Below are 17,313 nucleotides of genomic sequence, written 5' to 3' on the forward strand. Positions count from 1 at the left end.
GTTCCCGCGCGGCCGGAACAGGAGCTGCGCTTCTGGTCTAGCTGTCCAGCTCGATCCCTAACGCCTTGATCTTCCGGTACAACGTCGCACGGCTGAGCCCGAGTGCCTTCGCCGCGTCCGTCACTCTTCCGTCATTGGTCCGCAACGCATCGACGATCGCGGCGCGATCGGCCGCCGCGTGATCGGCCCCCACGTGGCGTGCGCCGAACGGCGGCAGATCGAGGTCGGCCTCGGTGATGACGCCGCCCTCGGCGGTGGCGCCTGCGAGCCGCAGCACGTGGCGGAGCTGGCGCATGTTGCCGGGGAACGGATAGGCGATCAGCTGCGCCCAGGCATCGGCCGAGATGCGGCAGTGCGGCGCTTCCTCGTCGGCGATCTGCGTGATGATGTCCCTGCGGTCGGCGCGTTCGCGCAAGGCGGGCAGCCGGATCTCCATGCCGCGCAGCCGGTAATACAGATCGGAGCGGAAGCTGCCGTCCTCGGCCATCCGCGCGAGGTCGCGATGGGTCGCGCTGATCAGGCGAATGTCGACAGCGACCGGCTTCAGCGCGCCGAGCGGCCAGACCTCGCGATTTTCCAGCACGCGGAGCAGCCGCGTCTGCAGCGACAGCGGCATGTCGCCGATCTCGTCGAGGAACAGGGTGCCGCCAGAGGCCTGCACGATCAGCCCTTTCGATCCCTCGCGCCGCGCGCCCGTGAAGGCGCCGGCCTCGTAGCCGAACAGCTCGGCATCGATCAGGCTCTCCGGCATAGCCGCGCAGTTCAGCGCGACATAATTGCGGCCGGCGCGATTGCTCGCCGCATGGATGGCGCGCGCGAACACGTCCTTGCCGGCGCCGGTCTCGCCCCGCAGCAGGATCGGCAGATCGAGATTGCCGACTGTCATCAGCCGCTTCACGCCCTTGATCAGCACGGGATCGCGCCCCGCCAGCCGGTGCAGGCCGGAAAACTGTCCGGCCGGCGCCTCGCGCGCCGGCGCCGGCGCCGGCAGCGGGCGGGTGACACGCGCGCGCACCGGCGGCGCCACGCGGCCGCGGCCCCATGGCGTGCCGTCGGCCCGGCGCAGCGTGACCGGTTCGTCCGCGGAACGCGCCGCGCGATCGTCCAGTTGAATCAGGCACGACAGGTCGATGCCGTCATCGATCATCGCATCGGTCAGCCCGAACTCGCCGCGCGCGGTGCGGCAGGCGCCGACGACGCGGCGGTCGTCGTCATAGGCGAGCATGCCATGCCCGTCGCCGGGCAGCGTCGCGATCCAGGAGGCGCGGTAGCGCCGGCGGAAGAACGACTGCTCGATCCGCCGCGTCGCCTCCGCGGTGACGGCGAGCGCCAGTTCATGCGCGCTGCGGCCGAGATCGCTGCGGCAGGAGGAGATGTTGACGGCGCCGGCGAGCCGGCCGGCATGGTCGAACAGCGGCGACACCGCGCAGGTGAACATGTGCCACTGCTCGCGGAAATGCTCGTCGCCGTGCACGATGATCGGCCGCTGCTCGGCGAGCGCGGTGCCGAGCCCGTTGGTGCCCTCGAAGGTCTCGGCGAAGTTCGAGCCGGTGTAGATCTTCCACTCCAGGAACATCCGCGCGTAGTCGCCTCCGGGCAGGCGGCTCACCAGCATCGTGGCGTTGGGATCGGCGAGGTTGACGCAGTAGCCGGAGTCGTGGAGCACGCGGGCAAGGTCCTCGAGCTCCGGGATTGCGACCTGGATCAAATCCTCCATCGGTTCGGCGATGTGCCGGACCTCGGCTTCGGTCAGGGTCTGCGGGGGTCCGCGCCGGGCCGGATCGAGGTTGTGATTGACCACGCAGCGCCGCCAGGACGCGGCAATCCGCGCCTCGGTGTCGACGCTGGCCACCTGATTGGCCGCCGATAAAACACGGGCGACGTGATTCGAGGCCGAAAGATTGGCCATCCAGAGGTCTCCACCCCTAATTTTCCGCGAAGTCTGGCATCCCGACAGCGAATGTCAATTGGCCGACGGGGTCGCGGGGAGGGGGAGGTTGGGTGGACGTGGGGAGTGTGGGGTGGATCAGCGAAGCGTCATCCGCCATTCCGCGTGCGGTTCCGGCGAAGATCGTTCAGGCCTGCACGGTCTGAGTGCAGGCGCACGGTTCTAACCTCCCCTTGAAAAGGGGAGGTCGCTTTGCTCGGCGGAGCAAAGCGGGTGGGGATCTACTCTCTCCGCATCGAGCGTCGCTTGTGGCTGACCCCCATCCCGACCTTCCCCCTTTCAGGGGGAAGGAGAAGGCGGGCTACGGAGCTACTTCACCTCACCGGCCGTGAGCAGCACGAACGAACGCCCGGCCGTCTTGTACATGCTGCCAAACGCAAACTGCGCACCCGCCGGTTGCTCCGGCGCGTTGGTATCCACGAGCAGTGACCACTGCGGGCCGGCGGTCGTCGGCGGCAGCTTGAAGTCGACCTCGCCCTCGTAGCTGTTGAGGATCACAAGCACGGTGTCGTCTTCACCCTTGCGCGCGATGGCGGTCTTGCGGGCGCGGCCGTCGAGCACGACGCCGAAGCATTTGATCCAGCCGGTGGTCCAGTCGGCCTGCGTCATCTCCACGCCCGAGCTGTTGATCCAGACCACGTCGCGGATCTCGAGCTGGGAATCGCGATCGCCTGCGAGGAAGCGGCTGCGGCGCAGGATCGGATAATCGCGCCGCAGCTTGATCATCCGCTTGGTGAAGGCGAGCAGCCTGTTGGCGTCGTCGGAAAAATTCCAGTCGAACCAGGAGATGTCGTTGTCCTGGCAATAGGCGTTGTTGTTGCCGCGCTGGGTGCGGCCGAACTCGTCGCCGCCGAGTAGCATCGGCGTGCCCTGCGAGGCTAGCAGGGTCGCCAGCATGTTGCGCTTCTGGCGTTCGCGCAAAGTGCGGATCTCGGGGTCGTCGGTCGGCCCCTCGGCGCCGCAATTCCAGGAGTGGTTGTCGGACGTGCCGTCGTTGTTGTGCTCGCCGTTGGCCTCGTTGTGCTTGTTGTTGTAGCTCGCCCAGTCGTTCAGCGTGAAACCGTCATGCGCGGTGATGAAATTGACGCTGGCCCAGGTGCGGCGGCCCTCGCGGTTGAACACGTCGTGCGAGCCGAGCAGCCGCGGCGCCAGCGCGCTCGGCGGCGTCTCGCCGCGCCAGAAATCGCGCACGGTGTTGCGATACTTGTCGTTCCATTCCGCCCAGCCCGGCGGGAAGCCGCCGACCTGATAGCCGCCGGGGCCGCAGTCCCAGGGTTCGGCGATCAGCTTGACGGTCGAAAGCAGCGGGTCCTGGTTGACAGCCTTGAGAAATCCGGACTGCTCGTCGAAGCCATAGACCTCGCGCGCCAGGATGGTGCCGAGATCGAAGCGGAAGCCGTCGACATGCATGTGGCCGGCCCAGTAGCGCAGGCTGTCCATCACCAGCTGGATCACCCGCGGATGCGACAGGTTCACCGTGTTGCCGGTGCCGGTGTCGTTGATGTAGTAGCGCCTCTTGTCGGGCAGCAGCCGGTAATAGCTCGCATTGTCGATGCCCTTGAACGACAGCGTCGGGCCGCGTTCATTGCCTTCGGCGGTGTGGTTGTAGACAACATCGAGAATCACCTCGAGCCCGGCGCCATGCAGCCGCGACACCATCTCCTTGAATTCGCGCAGGCTGTTCGGCACGTCGGCTGCATAGCGCGGGTCCGGCGCGAAGAAGCCGATCGTGTTGTAGCCCCAGTAATTGGTGAGGTGCTTGTCCAGCAGATTGCTGTCGTTGATGAAGGAATGCACCGGCTGCAGCTCGACCGAAGTGATGCCGAGCGCCTTCAGATGATCGATTGCCGCGTTCGCGCCGAAGCCGGCATAGGTGCCGCGCAGGTTCTCGGGGATGCCCGGATGCTGTTTGGTGAAACCCTTGACGTGGGTCTCGTAGACCACGGTCTCGTCCCAGTGCACGTCCTGCCGCTGCGCTTCCTGGACCCAGTCGAAATTGGGATCGACCACCACGCATTTCGGCATGAACGGCGCGCTGTCGCGCTCGTCGAAGGTCAAATCGTCGCCGGTTTCCATCTTGTAGCCGAACACCGCCGGATTCCAGGTCAGGCTGCCGGCATGGGCACAGGCATAGGGATCGAGCAGCAGCTTGTTCGGATTGAACCTGTGGCCGCCATCGGGCTGGTAGGGGCCGTACACGCGATAGCCGTAGAACGTGCCGGGCTGTACGCCGTTGATGAAGCCGTGAAACACCTGATCGGTATATTCGGGCAGCTCGAAGCGATGCGTCTCGCGCTCGCCGTCGAACAGGCAGACCTCGACCTTGGTGGCGTTGGCGGAAAACACCGCGAAGTTGGTGCCGTGGCCGCTCCAATGGGCGCCGAGCGGATAGGGCAGCCCTTCCTCAATGACATAATCGGACATCGGTCCCCCCAGGGTCTGGAACACAGCTATCAAATCAACCTGCAACAAACGCCGCCACGCAGGAAACGTTGCATTGATGATTTTATCGGCAGCAACACATGGCCGTATGACGCCGGGGCGCGTGCGAAGTCTTTCCGGTGCCGCAAGATGGAAGGTTGCGTCCCCACTCACCTATGTCATCGCGCGGCTTGACCGGGCGATCCAGTACGCCGCGGCCTCTCGGTTCAAGCACTGCGGCCTCTGGAATACTGGATCACCCGCATGCGCGGGTGATGACGCTGAACGAGCTTTGCGATCGTGCAAAATATCGTCCTGGCGAAAGCCCATAGGCGCTAAAATAGGATTTGCGCGTTGAATTTGTATGTGATTCCAAGAAGGGATGAGACACGAATCGCTTGTGAACGAAGACTGGGCGCGTGTTGTTGCTCGGCTTGGTGGGGCTAAGGCTCTGGAGGTTGGCGCGCGCGAGACGAAGGCGTTTGTTCGTCCGCGCGAGATCACCAATGCGGTTGATTTGCTGCGGCTGATCCTTGCGTATTGTCTGGGCACGCGGGGTTTGCGGCTGACGGCGGCGTGGGCGACGTCGGTGGGCCTTGTCGACATCTCCAACGTGGCTCTGTTGTATCGCTTGCGTCAGTCCGGAGATTGGCTGGCGCAACTGATAGGTCAGGCACTTGCGAGTGGTGCGCCGAAGGCAAGCCGCGGTCGGCTGATCCGCATCGTTGACGCCACGACGGTCCCCAAAGCCGGAACCGAGGGCAGGCAAAACAACGCAGTGTGGCGTATCCACAGTGCGTTCGATCTTCCGCAAGAGCGCTTTGGGCACTTCGAGCTGACCGATGAGGGCGCAGGCGAGACACTGGATCGGATACCCGTGACTGCCGGCGAGATCCGTCTTGCCGACCGTGCCTACCTGCAACCAGAGCGCATGGCGCATCTGGTCGATGCCGGCGCGGACTTCGTGATCCGCGCGGGCTGGAAGAGCGCGCGTTGGCTGGATCGCAACGGCAACCTTGTCGATCTCATCGCAGAGCTGCGCAAGGCCTTGGCAGGCGGCATGATCGATCGACCGATCTGGATAGAGCGCAAGTCCGGTGCGCAACCGCTTGCTGTGCGCTTGGTCGCGGTCAAAAAGCCGGCGCATGCGGCCGCGGAGGCGCGACGCAAGGCACGCAGGACAGCCCAGAAGGGAGGCCATCAACTCTCCAGGCAAACGCTTGAGGCCGCAGATTGGGTAATCCTGGCGACCTCGCTCAAGGGCGAGGACTTCACGGCTGCTGACGTCATTGCCCTCTACCGGTTGCGATGGCGGATTGAGCTCGGCTTCAAGCGGCTGAAGAGCTTGATTGGCTTGAAGGGACCTCCCGGAACTGACCAGCGGTCCGCTAAACCCCATATCCTCGCTCACCTGCTGATCACTCTACTGCTCGAGCCGCTGGTCGACGAACTCGAGGACTCTCCCCGCTTGGACGAAGCCGCCTGACCAGACCTTCCGCATGGCGCCTGCTACGTCAGCTCATCGCCTCATTGCTCCAAGCCGTCATTCCCCAACCCACGATCGCTTGTCTGCGCAGAGCAAGCCGTGCTCTCCGGCGACATCTGCGCGAGCCCCCCAGACGCAAGCGCCGCTATCAGGCAATGATCAAACTATCTTAGCGCCTATGGGCGAAAGCCAGGACGACGGCGAGCTTCACATCAGCCGCATGCCTTTCAGGCTCGTATGCCCGTTCTTGCCGACGATGATGTGATCATGCACGGCGATGCCGAGCGGTTTTGCGATCTCGACGATCGCCTTGGTCATCTGGATGTCGGCCTGCGACGGGGTCGGGTCGCCGGAGGGATGATTGTGCACCAGGATCAGCGCGGTCGCGGACAGTTCGAGCGCGCGCTTGATCACCTCGCGGGGGTAGACCGGGGTGTGATCGACGGTACCGGTCTGCTGCACTTCGTCGGCGATCAGCTGGTTGCGCTTGTCGAGGAACAGCAGGCGGAACTGCTCCTTGTCGGCGAACGCCATGCTGGTGCGGCAATAGTCGATGACGTCGTTCCAGGACGACAGCGCGATGCTGCGCTTGATCTCGCCCCTGGCGATCCGGCCCGCTGCCGCGGCGAGCAGCTTGAGCTGATGGATCGAGGCATCCTTGACACCGTCGACCTCGCGCAGCCGCGGCACCGGCGCATGCACGACCTCGGCGAAGGAGCCGAACTTCTTCAACAGCGCCTTGGCCAAGGGCTTGGTGTCGCGGCGCGGGATCGCGGCGAACAGCGCCATCTCCAAGAGCTCATAGTCGGTCAGCGCGTCCGGCCCGGCGGCGTAGAAGCGCTCGCGCAGCCGTTCGCGATGGCCGTGATAATGCGGCGTCTCACTGGTGTCGTCGTTGCTGGCGTCGGGTTTGGCGGGCATCGGTCACAACCATGCCGTGCCTGCCGCGTTTTGCAAGGGGCGATGCAATGTCCCGGTTTGCCACCATGCGACGGGCGAATTACCGTTACCTGCAGCGTTCAGGATCGAAGAGGGGGAGGGCGGCGTGACATCATTCAAGGTGATCCGCTCGCGCGCCGAGAAGCGCAAGGGCGGGCCGAAGGCGCTCGAGAAACTGCTGCGGCCGCCGGCGGGCGCCAAGGCGCTGGCAAAGCTCGGCGACGACCGCGTGCTGGCCGAAATGACCAGGCGCGTGTTCTGCGCGGGCTTCGCCTGGAGCGTGATCGACGCCAAATGGCTTGGCTTCGAGGACGCCTTTCTCGGCTTCCAGCCCGCCAAGCTCGCGTTCAAGCCCGACGAATATTGGGAGAAGCTGACCAGCGACACCAGGATCGTGCGCAACGGCGCCAAGATCATGTCGGTGCGCGACAATGGCCGCTTCGTGCAGGAGATCGCGCGCGAGCACGGCAGCTTCGGCAAATTCCTCGCAGCGTGGCCGTCATCGGACGAGATCGGGCTGCTGGATCTGCTGACCAAGCGCGGCAGCCGGCTCGGCGGCAACACCGGGCAGATGCTGCTGCGCTTCCTCGGCTGGGACGGTTTCGTCACCTCGCGCGACGTCGTCGCCTGCCTGCGCGATGCCGGGCTCGATATTGCCGAGGAGGTCAAGTCGAAGCGCGATCTCGCCAAGGTGCAGGCGCAGTTCAACGCCTGGGCGGAGGAGACCGGGCTGTCCTATCTGCATCTGTCGCGGATCTGCGCGATGTCGGTCGGCGAGAACCACACGCCCGAGGAGATCGAGAGGCGTACGCGGGCGCCGCCGCTTACACCTGAACCCACGGCTTCTCGCCGTGGCGCTCGGACAGCGTGAAGATCTCGACGCCGTCGGCGGTGACGCCGACCGAGTGCTCGAACTGCGCCGACAGCGAGCGGTCGCGGGTCACCGCGGTCCAGCCGTCGGACAGGATCTTCACATGCGGCTTGCCGAGATTGATCATCGGCTCGATGGTGAAGAACATGCCGGGCTTCAGCGGCGCGCCCTCGCCGGGGCGGCCGATATGGATGATATTCGGCTCGTCGTGGAACAGGCGGCCGAGGCCATGGCCGCAGAAATCGCGCACCACGCTCATGCCCTGCGGTTCGACGAAGCTCTGGATGGCATGGCCGATATCGCCGGTGGTGGCGCCGGGCTTCACGGCGGCAATGCCGCGCATCATCGCCTCATAGGTCACCTCGATCAGCCGCTCGGCCTTCCGCGCGATGGCGCCGATCGCATACATGCGGCTGGAATCGCCGTACCAGCCGTCGACGATGAAGGTGACATCGACATTGACGATGTCGCCTTCCTTCAGCGGGCGGTCGCCCGGCATGCCGTGGCAGACCACGTGATTGATCGAGGTGCAGGTCGAGTAGCGATAGCCGCGATACATCAGCGTCGCCGGATAGGCGCCGTGGTCGAAGGCGAACTTGCGGACGAAATCGTCGATCACGGAGGTCGGGACGCCCGGCTTGACGATGTCGGTGAGTGCGTCGAGGCATTTCGACACCAGGGCGCCGGCCTTGCGCATGCCGGCAAAGCCGCTCGGTCCGTGCAGCTTGATCTGGCCGGTCTTGCGAAGCGAGGTGTCGGTGGCGTCGATATAGCTCATGGTCGGGATGTTTCTGTGGGCAAGGGGCTGATTTCAGGCCCTAATTTAATGATCGGCGCGCCCGGCGCAAGCCAAGGTTGGGCATGGGGACAATGCTCAAACGGCTTGATTTTTCGGGCCAAATCCGGAACAGCCGCGTCCGCTTGTCCGAAAAAGCCGCACGGAGGCGCTAGCTGGAGACCTCGACCGCGCTCTCGACCGGCAGCGCGCCGCCGCGGATGCGGAGTTCCCGCACTGGGTAGGGCACCTTGATGCCCTCCTGCTTGAAGGCATCCCACAGCGACAGCATGACGTCGCTCTTTACATTGTCCATGCCGTCGGGGTCGGCGATCCAGAAGGTCAGCGAGAACTTCATGCCGAGCTCGGCGAATTCGGTCAGGATGCAGTTCGGCGGCTTGCCCTTGAGCGCGCGGGCGTGGGCCGTAGCGGTGTTGATCGCGAGCTTGCAGACCAGCCTCGGATCGGCGTCGTAATTGGCGGCGAAAGCGATCTTCACCAGCGTATTCTTGTCGGTGTAGGTCCAGTTGGTGACCTTCTGCGTCACCAGGTCCTCGTTCGGGATCAGGAATTCGCGGCCGTCGCCGGCGGCGACGGAAATGTAGCGGGTCTTCATCGCGCTGATGCGGCCCTGGCTGTCGCCGATGGTGACGAGGTCGCCCGGCTTCACCGACTTGTCGACCAGCAGGATGATGCCCGAGATGAAATTGGCGACGATCTTCTGCAGGCCGAAGCCGATGCCGACGCCGACGGCGCCGGACAGCACCGCCAGCGCCGACAGGTTGATCCCGACGGCGCTCAAGGCAATGGCGACCGCGACCACCATCAGGCCGATGCGAATGATCTTGACCAGCAACACCTGGATCGACGGGGTCAGGTCGGTCGAGCGGGTGATCTGGCCGTCGATGAAATTGCTGGCGATATTGCTCAGCCACAGCGCCAGGATCAGCACCGCGCCGGCCTTGATCAGCAGCAGCGGGCTCAGCCGCAGACCGCCCACGACGACCGCGAACGAATCCAGCGTATCGGCCGCCCAGTCGAGCTGGCCGATGATGCTGAGGGCGGCGACCACCCAGGCCGCGACCGAGACCAGTTTGACGATGAAGGCGTTGTCGATCACCGAGGTCACGAGGCGGATCACGAGCCAGGCCAGCGCCAGCTTGGCGGAGACCGCGATCAAATAGCTGCGGCTCGGCCAGGTCGCGTGCCACATCACGATGCGCGAGATCACCATCAGGATCGCGAACACGGCGGTGGAGGCGCTCGATACCATCACGCGGGCAAAGTGCCGGAGCGGCAACGGCCAGCGGCTCGCCAGCGACGACATATTGACCCGCGCATGTATGGCGGTATCGGCGGCGTAGGCGAGGCCCGTTGCGGCGAGGATGATGCCGAACTGCAGGTAGAACCAGGGCGAGGCGATCTCGGCGCCGACCGAGCGCGCTGCCATTTGGATCGATTCCAGGACGTCCTTCCAGCTCATGTCCATCGGCAAAATCTCAACTTGAAGCGCGGGTCAGGCAAATGTGATTCGATGATGCAGGGAGATTCCCACAAAGGCGCGCGCGCGACCATCGATACACCACAGTGTCGGGGCGAGTTAGAGCGTTTTCGAGCGAAGTGGTCACCGGTTCGCGTGAAGAAAACGCGTCAAAACAAGAATCGAGAGCCCCGTTCCGATTTATCGGAACGGAAAAGGCTCTTGGGGCTGACGGGAGCGGGCACATTGCCGCTTAGGACAGAAATCGGTTGGCGTCCCAGTGTGGCGACGATAAGGATGCAATTGCAAGTATTTGAGACCTCCGAAGGCGCATGGCATCCCTCGACTCCGTCAGTATAGCGATCCTGCTCGGCGCGGTGCTGGTGATGGCCGGCATCCTGTCGAGCCTGCTGGCGCTGCGGTTCGGCGCCCCGTTGCTGCTGGTGTTCTTGCTGGTCGGCATGCTGGCGGGCGATTCCGGCCCCGGGCGGCTGCAGTTCGACGACGTCCGCACCACCTATCTGGTCGGCTCGGTGGCGCTCGCGCTGATCCTGTTCGACGGCGGACTGAAGACGCGGTTTGCCAGCATCCGCACGGTGCTGGCGCCCTCGATGATGCTGGCGACCGCCGGCGTGCTGCTGACCGCGCTGATCACGGCGCCGGTCGCGCGCTATGTGCTCGACCTCAACTGGACCGAGTCGTTGCTGGTCGGCGCCGTCGTGGCCTCGACCGACGCGGCGGCGGTGTTCCTCCTGGTGCACACCCAGGGCCTGCGCCTGCGCCCGCGCGTCGGCGCGACGCTGGAGGCGGAATCCGGCACCAACGATCCGTTCGCGATCTTCCTCACATTGATGCTGGTCGAGTTCATCTCGATTGGCCAGAGCTCGGCCTCGCACATTGCGATGGAGTTCATCCAGGAAGCCGTGCTCGGCGCCATCATCGGGGTGATCGGCGGCCGGCTGGTGGTGATCGCGCTGAATCACGTCGCGCTGCCGCAGGGCCTGCATGCGCCGTTCGTCACGACCGCGGCGCTGGTGATCTTCGGCGGCTCCCAGATCGTGCATGCCTCGGGATTCCTCGCGGTCTATCTCGCCGGTATCATCATCGGCAACCGGCCGACCCGCGCGCACAATTCGGTGGTGACGTTCCTCGACGCCGCGACCTGGCTGGCGCAGATCGTGATGTTCGTGCTGCTCGGCCTCCTGGTGTCGCCGCATCGCCTGCTCTCCAGCGCGGGCGGCGCGGTGCTGGTGGCGTTCGCGCTGATGCTGGTGGCGCGGCCGCTGGCGGTGTTGGTCTGTCTAGCGCCGTTCAAGTTCAACTGGCGGGAGAAGGTCTTCATCGCCTGGACGGGCCTGCGCGGCGCGGTCGCGATCTTCCTGGCCTCGATCCCGATGCTGGTCGGCCTGTCGAAGGCCTATCTCTATTTCGACGTCGCCTTCGTCGTCGTCATCATCTCGCTGCTGCTGCAGGGCTGGACGCTGGCGCCGGCGGCGCGGCGGCTGCACGTCGCGCTGCCGCGCGCCGAACGCGGCCCGCGCCGTGTCGAACTGGATCTGCCCGGCCAGCTCGAGCAGCAGCTCGTCGGCTATCCGGTGCGGCCGAAGAGCCTGTATTTCCGCCGCGGCCTGATCCCGTCCTGGTCGAAGCCGACGCTGGTGATCCGCGACGAGCGGATCCTGACGCCTGTCGAGGCCGATCCGGTTGCGCCCGGTGACTACATCTACCTGCTGGCGCCGCCGGAGCGCGCCGAGGCGCTCGATCGCTTCTTTGTCGACATGGCGCCGTCGAGCGCGCCCGATCCGCATCTGCTCGGCGACTTCATGGTGTCCGGCGAGCATACGCTCGGCGAGCTCGCCGAGATCTACGGCGTCAAGGTCGACGAGCACCAGGCCAAGCTGACGCTGGCGGATTATTTCGACGTCAATCTCGACCGCGCGCCGAAGGAAGGTGCCGAGCTCGCGCTCGACGAGATCGTGCTGGTGGCGCGCAGCATCAGCGGCGGCCGCGTCAATGTCGTCGGTCTGCGCCTGCCGGAGGAAGAGGAGGAGGTCGCACCGCAGACGCGGATGCAGACCGTCCGGCGCAAGCTCGCCGATATCTGGGCGTCGGTCGCCGGCGTCTGAGCCGCGCCGTCACTGCTTGCGCAGGAAGCTCGAATCCGGGGCGAATTTCTTGATCATGTCGGACAGGCTGTCGTCCGTCGGTGTGCCCGGCGGGGCCTTGGACGCAGCGTCCGGCTTCGGCTCGTCCTTGAACTTCTGGCCGGAAATCTCGGCCAGCGCCGCGAGCAGCGTCTCGTCGAGATTGTCGGCCGGTGTTTTTGCAGGCGGCGTGTTGGCGGGCGGTGGCGCAACGGGCTTCGGCGGAGCGACGGCGCGGATCTCGGGCTTCGGCGGCGTTGGCTCTGGCGGCTCCGGCTTGAATGTGTCGGCCCGTCTGGCGGCGGCCTCGCTGACCGCGGCGATCAACGATGCTTCGAGGTCGGCGGGCGTCCCGGTCGGGACCGGGGGCGGTGCCGCTGGCATTGGCGGCGGCTCGGGGGGCTTTGCGTCCCGGCGTGCACGACCGAACAGCGGTTCCCGCTGGCTCGCCGTCGATGGCCGGCTGTCGGTGGCGTTGCCCGGCTCCTTTCCAAGGTCCCTGGCAGGCTTGAAGAGACCCGCGCGTTCGGCCGCGATCCTGGCGGAAGCCTGCTCGACCGTGGCGAGCAGGGACGCTTCCAGCGCATCGGCGGAATTGCTCGGCGAAGTCGCTGGCTTGGCGGCAGGTGCGGCCACCTGAGGCGGCTCCGGCCGGGGCGGCAGCGGCGGTGGCTGCGATCCTTCGACCGGCGTGGGCGGCGGGGCCGGCTGGCCGTCGCGGGCCCGCGCGATGATGCCGTCGACGATCGCGCCCAGGCGGCTCTTGTCGGGGGCGGCGAGATAGCTGGCCGCGAGCTCATCGACATATTGCGGGCCGTAATCGGCCAGCACCTTGGCGAGCTGGGCGAGATCGGGATCGCTCTGGACCAGCCGGCGCCAAGCCTGCCGGTCATAGGGCGCGTCCGCGTTCTTGTCGGGCCATGCCACCCGGCGCGGCTGGCGCAGCGGCCCGGTGTCCCGGCCGGTGTCTTGGCCAGCGACCGGGTCGAGGGTCGGCGGCTGCAGCCCGGCACTGAGGCGCGGTGGGGTAAATCCCCCAGCCCCGGCCGGCACGGCGTCATCGCCGAGGCGTCGGCGGCGCTCGGCGACCTGCAGCGAGATCAGGCCGATGCCCATCAGCAGGAAGCCGAGCGCGGCCCACGAAATCGTGGCGCACAGCAGCCCGCCGATCAGCAGCAATACCCAGCCAGTCAGTCGCAAAGTGCACCTTTCCCCATGCCCGATCGGACGTCCCGATCCGGGCCTAGCAGATAAGATGGGCTATCTTATGCCGACTTTCGGAAAAACGGCCAGCTACGCGCCGCCCGTCAACACCTTAACACCGCCGAACGCGGTGACCTGGCCGCGGCGCAGCATCACGATCTGGGTGGCGAGCTGGCGAAGCTCGGCCGCGTCGTGGCTGACATAGACCATCGGGACGCCGGCCTCGTCGCGCAGCCGCACCAGATAGGGCAGGATCTCGAGCTTGCGGCTTTCGTCGAGCGCACCCAGCGGCTCATCCAGCAGCAATAGCCGCGGCTTGGACAGCAGCGCCCGGCCGAGCGCGACGCGCTGGCGCTCGCCGCCGGAGAGCTTTCCGGGGCGGCGGTCAAGCAGGGCGCCGATGTCGAGCAGGTCGACGACACGCTTGTGTTGCGCAGGATCCTCGGTGAGGCCGTTCATGCGGCGGCCGTAATCGAGGTTCTGCCTGATATCGAGATGCGGAAACAGCCGGGCGTCCTGGAACACGTAGCCGATGCGGCGGCGCCAGGTCGGGACGTGAATGCCGGCTGCGGTGTCGTCGACCGTCTCGCCGTCGATCACGATGGTGCCGCGATCAGGACGAACCAGCCCGGCGATCATGTTGATCAGCGACGTCTTGCCGGCGCCGGACGCGCCGAACAGGCCGGTGACGCGGCCCTCGCTGGTGAACGATGCCGCCAGCGAGAACTCTCCGAGCTGCTTGGTGATGTCGACGCGCAGCATCGCTATTGTCCGTGCAGGCGGGCGGTGGCGCGGCGCGCGAACACTTCGGCTGCGACCAGCGCGCCAACCGCGAGCACCACCGAGATGATCACGAGCCGCGCTGCGGCCGTGTCGCCGTCGGGCGTCTGGATCAGCGAATAGATCGCCGATGAAATGGTCTGGGTCTCGCCGGGGATGTTGGAGACGAAGGTGATGGTCGCGCCGAATTCGCCGATCGCCTTGGCAAAGCCGAGCACCATGCCGGCCAGCACGCCCGGCAGCGCGAGCGGCAGCGTCACCGTTGCGAACACCCGCCAGGGCGCGGCGCCGAGCGTCTCGGCGGCCTGCTCGAGGCGGCGGTCGACCGCCTCGATCGAAAGCCGGATCGGGCGGACCAGAAGCGGGAACGACATCACGCCGCAGGCGAGCGCAGCGCCGGTCCAGCGGAACGCGAACACGATGCCGAGATGATCGGCCAGCCAGCCGCCGACCAGTCCGCGCTTGCCGAAGGTCAGCAGCAGCAGATAGCCGGTGACGACGGGCGGCAGCACCAGCGGCAGATGCACGGCGGCATCGAGCAGCGACTTGCCCCAGAAATCACGCCGAGCCAGCAGCCAGGCGACCGCTATGCCGAACGGGGTCGCCACCACCGTTGCGATGACGGCGACCCGCAGCGACAGCAGGATCGCCGTCCATTCGGTCGGCGAGATCTCGAACACGCTCAAGTCGTCGGGTTGATCAGGAACTTGAAGCCGTACTTCTCGAGGATCGTCTTCGCCGCGGAAGAACGCAGGAAGGCGAGATAGTCAGCGGTCTCGGGCTTGGCGGTCGTGGTCGCCGCGACCGGATAGATGATCGCGGGATGGGTGTCGGCCGGGAAGGTGCCGATGATCTTGACGCCCGGCTCGACCTTGGCGTCGGTCGAATAGACGATGCCGAGCACGGCTTCGCCGCGCGCTACCAGCGTCAATGCCGCGCGCACGCTCTCGGCCATCGCGAATTTCGGCTCCGCTGCCTGCCAGGCGCCGAGCTTCTCCAGCGCGGCCTTGGCGTATTTGCCGACCGGCACCGCCTTGACGTCGCCGGTGGCGATCTTGCCGTCGCCGGCGAGCCTGGCGAGATCGAAGCCGGGTCCGATGCTGACCTTGCCGATCATGGAATCTTTCGGCGCGATCAGCACGATCGAGTTGCCGAGCAGGTTGACCCGCGTCGGCTCATTGATGGTCTTCTGCTTGATCGCGTAGTCCATCCAGTCGGTGTCGGCGGAGACGAACACGTCGGCCGGCGCGCCCTGCTCGATCTGTCTTGCCAATGCCGAGCTCGCGGCATAGCTGGCGCTGATCTTGACGCCGGTCCTGGCGGTGTAGGCCGCATCGATCTCGTCGAGCGCGTTCTTCATCGAGGCGGCGGCAAAGACGGTGAGCGTCTTGTCTTCGGCGCTCGCGGGCGAATGGATCGCGCCGAGCAAGATGACGAAGGCAGTGAAAAGTCCGGCAAGTCGTGACATGGAAGCGCTCCGTGCGAGCTCGCGCGCAAACGGGCGCGCGCGAAACAGGCGGTGGGTGGGTTCTGGGCGCGACGGACGGAAGCGCTGTTCCGCGGGTCTCCGAAGGACTTACGGTCCTCGGGATATCGCGCTGCAAACATAGCAGGCTGGGACTTACGGTAAAGGCGACCGTTTGTCTAACCGGTGGTGCTATTCATCCGACGGCTGGATCGCGATCGACAGCGAGTTCTCTTTTGAGCCGCTGACCTGCAGCACGAAGGGGCTGGCGGTGAGGTCATATTTCATGGTCTTGCGGATTCCGTCGCAATCGGTCGCGCCGCTGAACGCCTTGGGCTTCAGGAAATGCCCGTCCTGCACCAGGTCGACCCAGGCCCCGGCCGACAGGCTGACGGTGTAGAGCCCGGCCTTCGGTGCGGCCTTGAAGCTGGCGAACCCGGCGAAGGTGCCGTCCTTCGGTGCACGCTCCGGCGGCGTCGGCAGTTTGGCCTCGCCGGGCGCGACCAGCGCCAGCGTGATGGCGGTCGACGGCAGCGCGGCCTGTTCGCTGCCCGAGGCAAGCTTGGCGCGATCGGGCGCGGTGAGCGCGGCGCGCGCGCGGTCGATCGACCATTTGAACTTGTCGCAGCCGCTCGGCTCTTCCGCCGCGAAGGCGGGAACCGAGGCAAGCAGGAGCGATGCGGCGAGGAGCGATTTGCGCATGACTGGTCCAGTGCAATTGTGACGGAGGAAAGAGATCAGCGGCCCCGATCCATCGCTCGAACGCGCTTACGGCGCGACGACGCGAGATCATAACGCAGTTCAAGCCGGCCGGAAAAGCCGCCTGACAAAGATGTTATTGCTCTGAATATTGCTGCTTGGCGTCGGCTGCGTTCAGCACCGTCTTGCAGGCCGCCGGCATCTGCGCCAGCGTCATCGGCGGGCGCGGTTTCGGCGGCTTCGGCGGAGGCTTGGGATGCAGCACCGAATCCTTGAACCAGAAGGCGAGATCGGACGGCTTGCAGCCTTCGCCTTCGGTCTGCGGTTTCTGTCCCTCGCATGCCGGGCTGCCGGGCGGACATCGCATGCGGATGTGGAAGTGATAGTCGTGGCCCCACCACGGCCGGATCTTCGACAGCCAGCGGCGGTCGCCCTTGGCCTCGCGGCACAACGCCTTCTTGATCGCGGGATTGACGAAGATGCGCTGCACCGCCGGCTCGCGCGCCGCGTCGCGGAGGACCAGCACATGACCGGGCGTGAAGACGCGCGGATCGATATCGAGCCGGTCGTCGCGCACCATCATCACCGCCGACATCTCCTCGCGATCCTCGCGCGACAATTTGCGATCCGGCATCGGCGTCAGCCAGATGTCGGCGTCGAGGCCGATCTGGTGGCTGGCGTGACCGGAGAGCGCGGGGCCGCCGCGCGGCTGGCCGATGTCGCCGATCAGGATGCCCGGCCAGCCGGCGTCCTTGTGCGCGTTGGCCGCCAGCCGCTTCAACAGCGCGATCATGGCGGGATGACCCCAATAGCGGTTGCGCGACAGGCGCATCACCTGCCAGGTGTCGCCGTTGAGCGGCATCTGCGCGGCGCCGGCGAGACAGCCCTTGGTGTAGCCGCCGATCGATTGGGTCGGCAGCGCCGCCGGCAGAACCTTGCGCGCGAACAGCTGCTTCGCCCCGATCGTTGGATCGTCAGGGTTGGCGAGCGGCGGCAATGGCTGCGGATTGAGCGAGCCCTTGTCCTGCGCACGCGCGGAGATGCTGTAGGCGAGGAGGGTCGAGATCAGGAGCGGGATCAGACGCAAGCGGGGTGTCATTCG

14 protein-coding genes are annotated in these 17,313 nt (G+C 66.0%); 3 read left to right on the top strand and 11 right to left on the bottom strand.

What is annotated here, in order from left to right:
• Window positions 1-37 precede the first annotated feature (37 nt).
• Window positions 38-1,909, bottom strand: coding sequence for a sigma-54-dependent Fis family transcriptional regulator (locus ACVW1C_RS22780; protein WP_456760325.1), 1,872 nt, complete (start codon window positions 1,907-1,909; stop codon window positions 38-40).
• Between the two features lie 348 nt (window positions 1,910-2,257).
• The gene (glgX, locus tag ACVW1C_RS22785; protein WP_456760326.1) at window positions 2,258-4,372 is read right to left on the bottom strand and encodes a glycogen debranching protein GlgX; all 2,115 of its coding nucleotides are present in this window, start codon (window positions 4,370-4,372) and stop codon (window positions 2,258-2,260) included.
• 397 nt (window positions 4,373-4,769) lie between these two features.
• Here glgX and ACVW1C_RS22790 point away from each other — a divergent pair, with 397 nt between their 5' ends.
• The gene (locus tag ACVW1C_RS22790; protein ID WP_456756841.1) at window positions 4,770-5,855 is read left to right on the top strand and encodes an IS4 family transposase; all 1,086 of its coding nucleotides are present in this window, start codon (window positions 4,770-4,772) and stop codon (window positions 5,853-5,855) included.
• A gap of 207 nt (window positions 5,856-6,062) precedes the next feature.
• Here the strand turns inward: ACVW1C_RS22790 and radC are convergent, their stop codons facing one another.
• Window positions 6,063-6,776, bottom strand: a complete 714-nt coding sequence (gene radC, locus ACVW1C_RS22795; protein WP_456760327.1) for a RadC family protein — start codon at window positions 6,774-6,776, stop codon at window positions 6,063-6,065.
• A gap of 124 nt (window positions 6,777-6,900) precedes the next feature.
• Between radC and ACVW1C_RS22800 the strand changes: the two genes are divergently transcribed.
• A complete protein-coding gene (locus ACVW1C_RS22800) occupies window positions 6,901-7,665 on the top strand; it encodes a DNA-3-methyladenine glycosylase I (RefSeq protein WP_456760328.1) in 765 nt (254 codons plus the stop codon).
• On the opposite strand, the gene map is transcribed toward ACVW1C_RS22800, so the two are convergent.
• Together map and ACVW1C_RS22810 are read right to left on the bottom strand one after the other, a co-directional pair.
• Window positions 7,619-8,443, bottom strand: a complete 825-nt coding sequence (gene map / locus ACVW1C_RS22805; RefSeq protein WP_092122802.1) for a type I methionyl aminopeptidase — start codon at window positions 8,441-8,443, stop codon at window positions 7,619-7,621. The genes ACVW1C_RS22800 and map overlap by 47 nt on opposite strands.
• 169 nt (window positions 8,444-8,612) lie before the next feature.
• The gene (locus ACVW1C_RS22810) at window positions 8,613-9,929 is read right to left on the bottom strand and encodes a mechanosensitive ion channel family protein (protein WP_456760329.1); all 1,317 of its coding nucleotides are present in this window, start codon (window positions 9,927-9,929) and stop codon (window positions 8,613-8,615) included.
• Window positions 9,930-10,252: 323 nt separating this feature from the next.
• Between ACVW1C_RS22810 and ACVW1C_RS22815 the strand changes: the two genes are divergently transcribed.
• On the top strand, window positions 10,253-12,046 hold the full coding sequence (locus tag ACVW1C_RS22815) for a potassium/proton antiporter (protein ID WP_456760330.1): 1,794 nt from the start codon (window positions 10,253-10,255) through the stop codon (window positions 12,044-12,046).
• Window positions 12,047-12,055: 9 nt separating this feature from the next.
• Here ACVW1C_RS22815 and ACVW1C_RS22820 read toward each other — a convergent pair whose 3' ends face one another.
• The 6 genes from ACVW1C_RS22820 to mepA form a co-directional block, all read right to left on the bottom strand.
• Entirely contained in the window at window positions 12,056-13,264 is a 1,209-nt protein-coding gene (locus ACVW1C_RS22820) for a hypothetical protein (protein WP_456760331.1), read from the bottom strand.
• Between the two features lie 93 nt (window positions 13,265-13,357).
• Window positions 13,358-14,029, bottom strand: a complete 672-nt coding sequence (gene modC / locus ACVW1C_RS22825) for a molybdenum ABC transporter ATP-binding protein (protein ID WP_456760332.1) — start codon at window positions 14,027-14,029, stop codon at window positions 13,358-13,360.
• A gap of 2 nt (window positions 14,030-14,031) precedes the next feature.
• Complete coding sequence (gene modB, locus ACVW1C_RS22830) at window positions 14,032-14,727, bottom strand: molybdate ABC transporter permease subunit (RefSeq protein ID WP_456760333.1); 696 nt, start codon at window positions 14,725-14,727, stop codon at window positions 14,032-14,034.
• Window positions 14,728-14,729: 2 nt separating this feature from the next.
• Window positions 14,730-15,515: a molybdate ABC transporter substrate-binding protein gene (gene modA / locus ACVW1C_RS22835; protein ID WP_456760334.1), complete on the bottom strand. Its 786-nt coding sequence runs from the start codon at window positions 15,513-15,515 to the stop codon at window positions 14,730-14,732.
• A gap of 189 nt (window positions 15,516-15,704) precedes the next feature.
• Window positions 15,705-16,214, bottom strand: coding sequence for a hypothetical protein (locus tag ACVW1C_RS22840; protein ID WP_456760335.1), 510 nt, complete (start codon window positions 16,212-16,214; stop codon window positions 15,705-15,707).
• Window positions 16,215-16,347: 133 nt separating this feature from the next.
• Window positions 16,348-17,310: a penicillin-insensitive murein endopeptidase gene (gene mepA / locus ACVW1C_RS22845; RefSeq protein ID WP_456760336.1), complete on the bottom strand. Its 963-nt coding sequence runs from the start codon at window positions 17,308-17,310 to the stop codon at window positions 16,348-16,350.
• Window positions 17,311-17,313: the final 3 nt, after the last annotated feature.

It is taken from the genome of Bradyrhizobium sp. USDA 4011 (assembly GCF_054063415.1).

Excerpts from the sequence above, each read along its gene's own strand:
- map (WP_092122802.1), bottom strand. The coding sequence starts at position 8,443 with ATGAGCTATATCGACGCCACCGACACCTCGCTTCGCAAGACCGGCCAG.
- ACVW1C_RS22815 (WP_456760330.1), top strand. The coding sequence starts at position 10,253 with ATGGCATCCCTCGACTCCGTCAGTATAGCGATCCTGCTCGGCGCGGTG.
- modC (WP_456760332.1), bottom strand. The coding sequence starts at position 14,029 with ATGCTGCGCGTCGACATCACCAAGCAGCTCGGAGAGTTCTCGCTGGCG.
- mepA (WP_456760336.1), bottom strand. The coding sequence starts at position 17,310 with ATGACACCCCGCTTGCGTCTGATCCCGCTCCTGATCTCGACCCTCCTC.
- ACVW1C_RS22840 (WP_456760335.1), bottom strand. The coding sequence starts at position 16,214 with ATGCGCAAATCGCTCCTCGCCGCATCGCTCCTGCTTGCCTCGGTTCCC.
- radC (WP_456760327.1), bottom strand. The coding sequence starts at position 6,776 with ATGCCCGCCAAACCCGACGCCAGCAACGACGACACCAGTGAGACGCCG.
- ACVW1C_RS22810 (WP_456760329.1), bottom strand. The coding sequence starts at position 9,929 with ATGGACATGAGCTGGAAGGACGTCCTGGAATCGATCCAAATGGCAGCG.
- ACVW1C_RS22780 (WP_456760325.1), bottom strand. The coding sequence starts at position 1,909 with ATGGCCAATCTTTCGGCCTCGAATCACGTCGCCCGTGTTTTATCGGCG.
- glgX (WP_456760326.1), bottom strand. The coding sequence starts at position 4,372 with ATGTCCGATTATGTCATTGAGGAAGGGCTGCCCTATCCGCTCGGCGCC.
- modA (WP_456760334.1), bottom strand. The coding sequence starts at position 15,515 with ATGTCACGACTTGCCGGACTTTTCACTGCCTTCGTCATCTTGCTCGGC.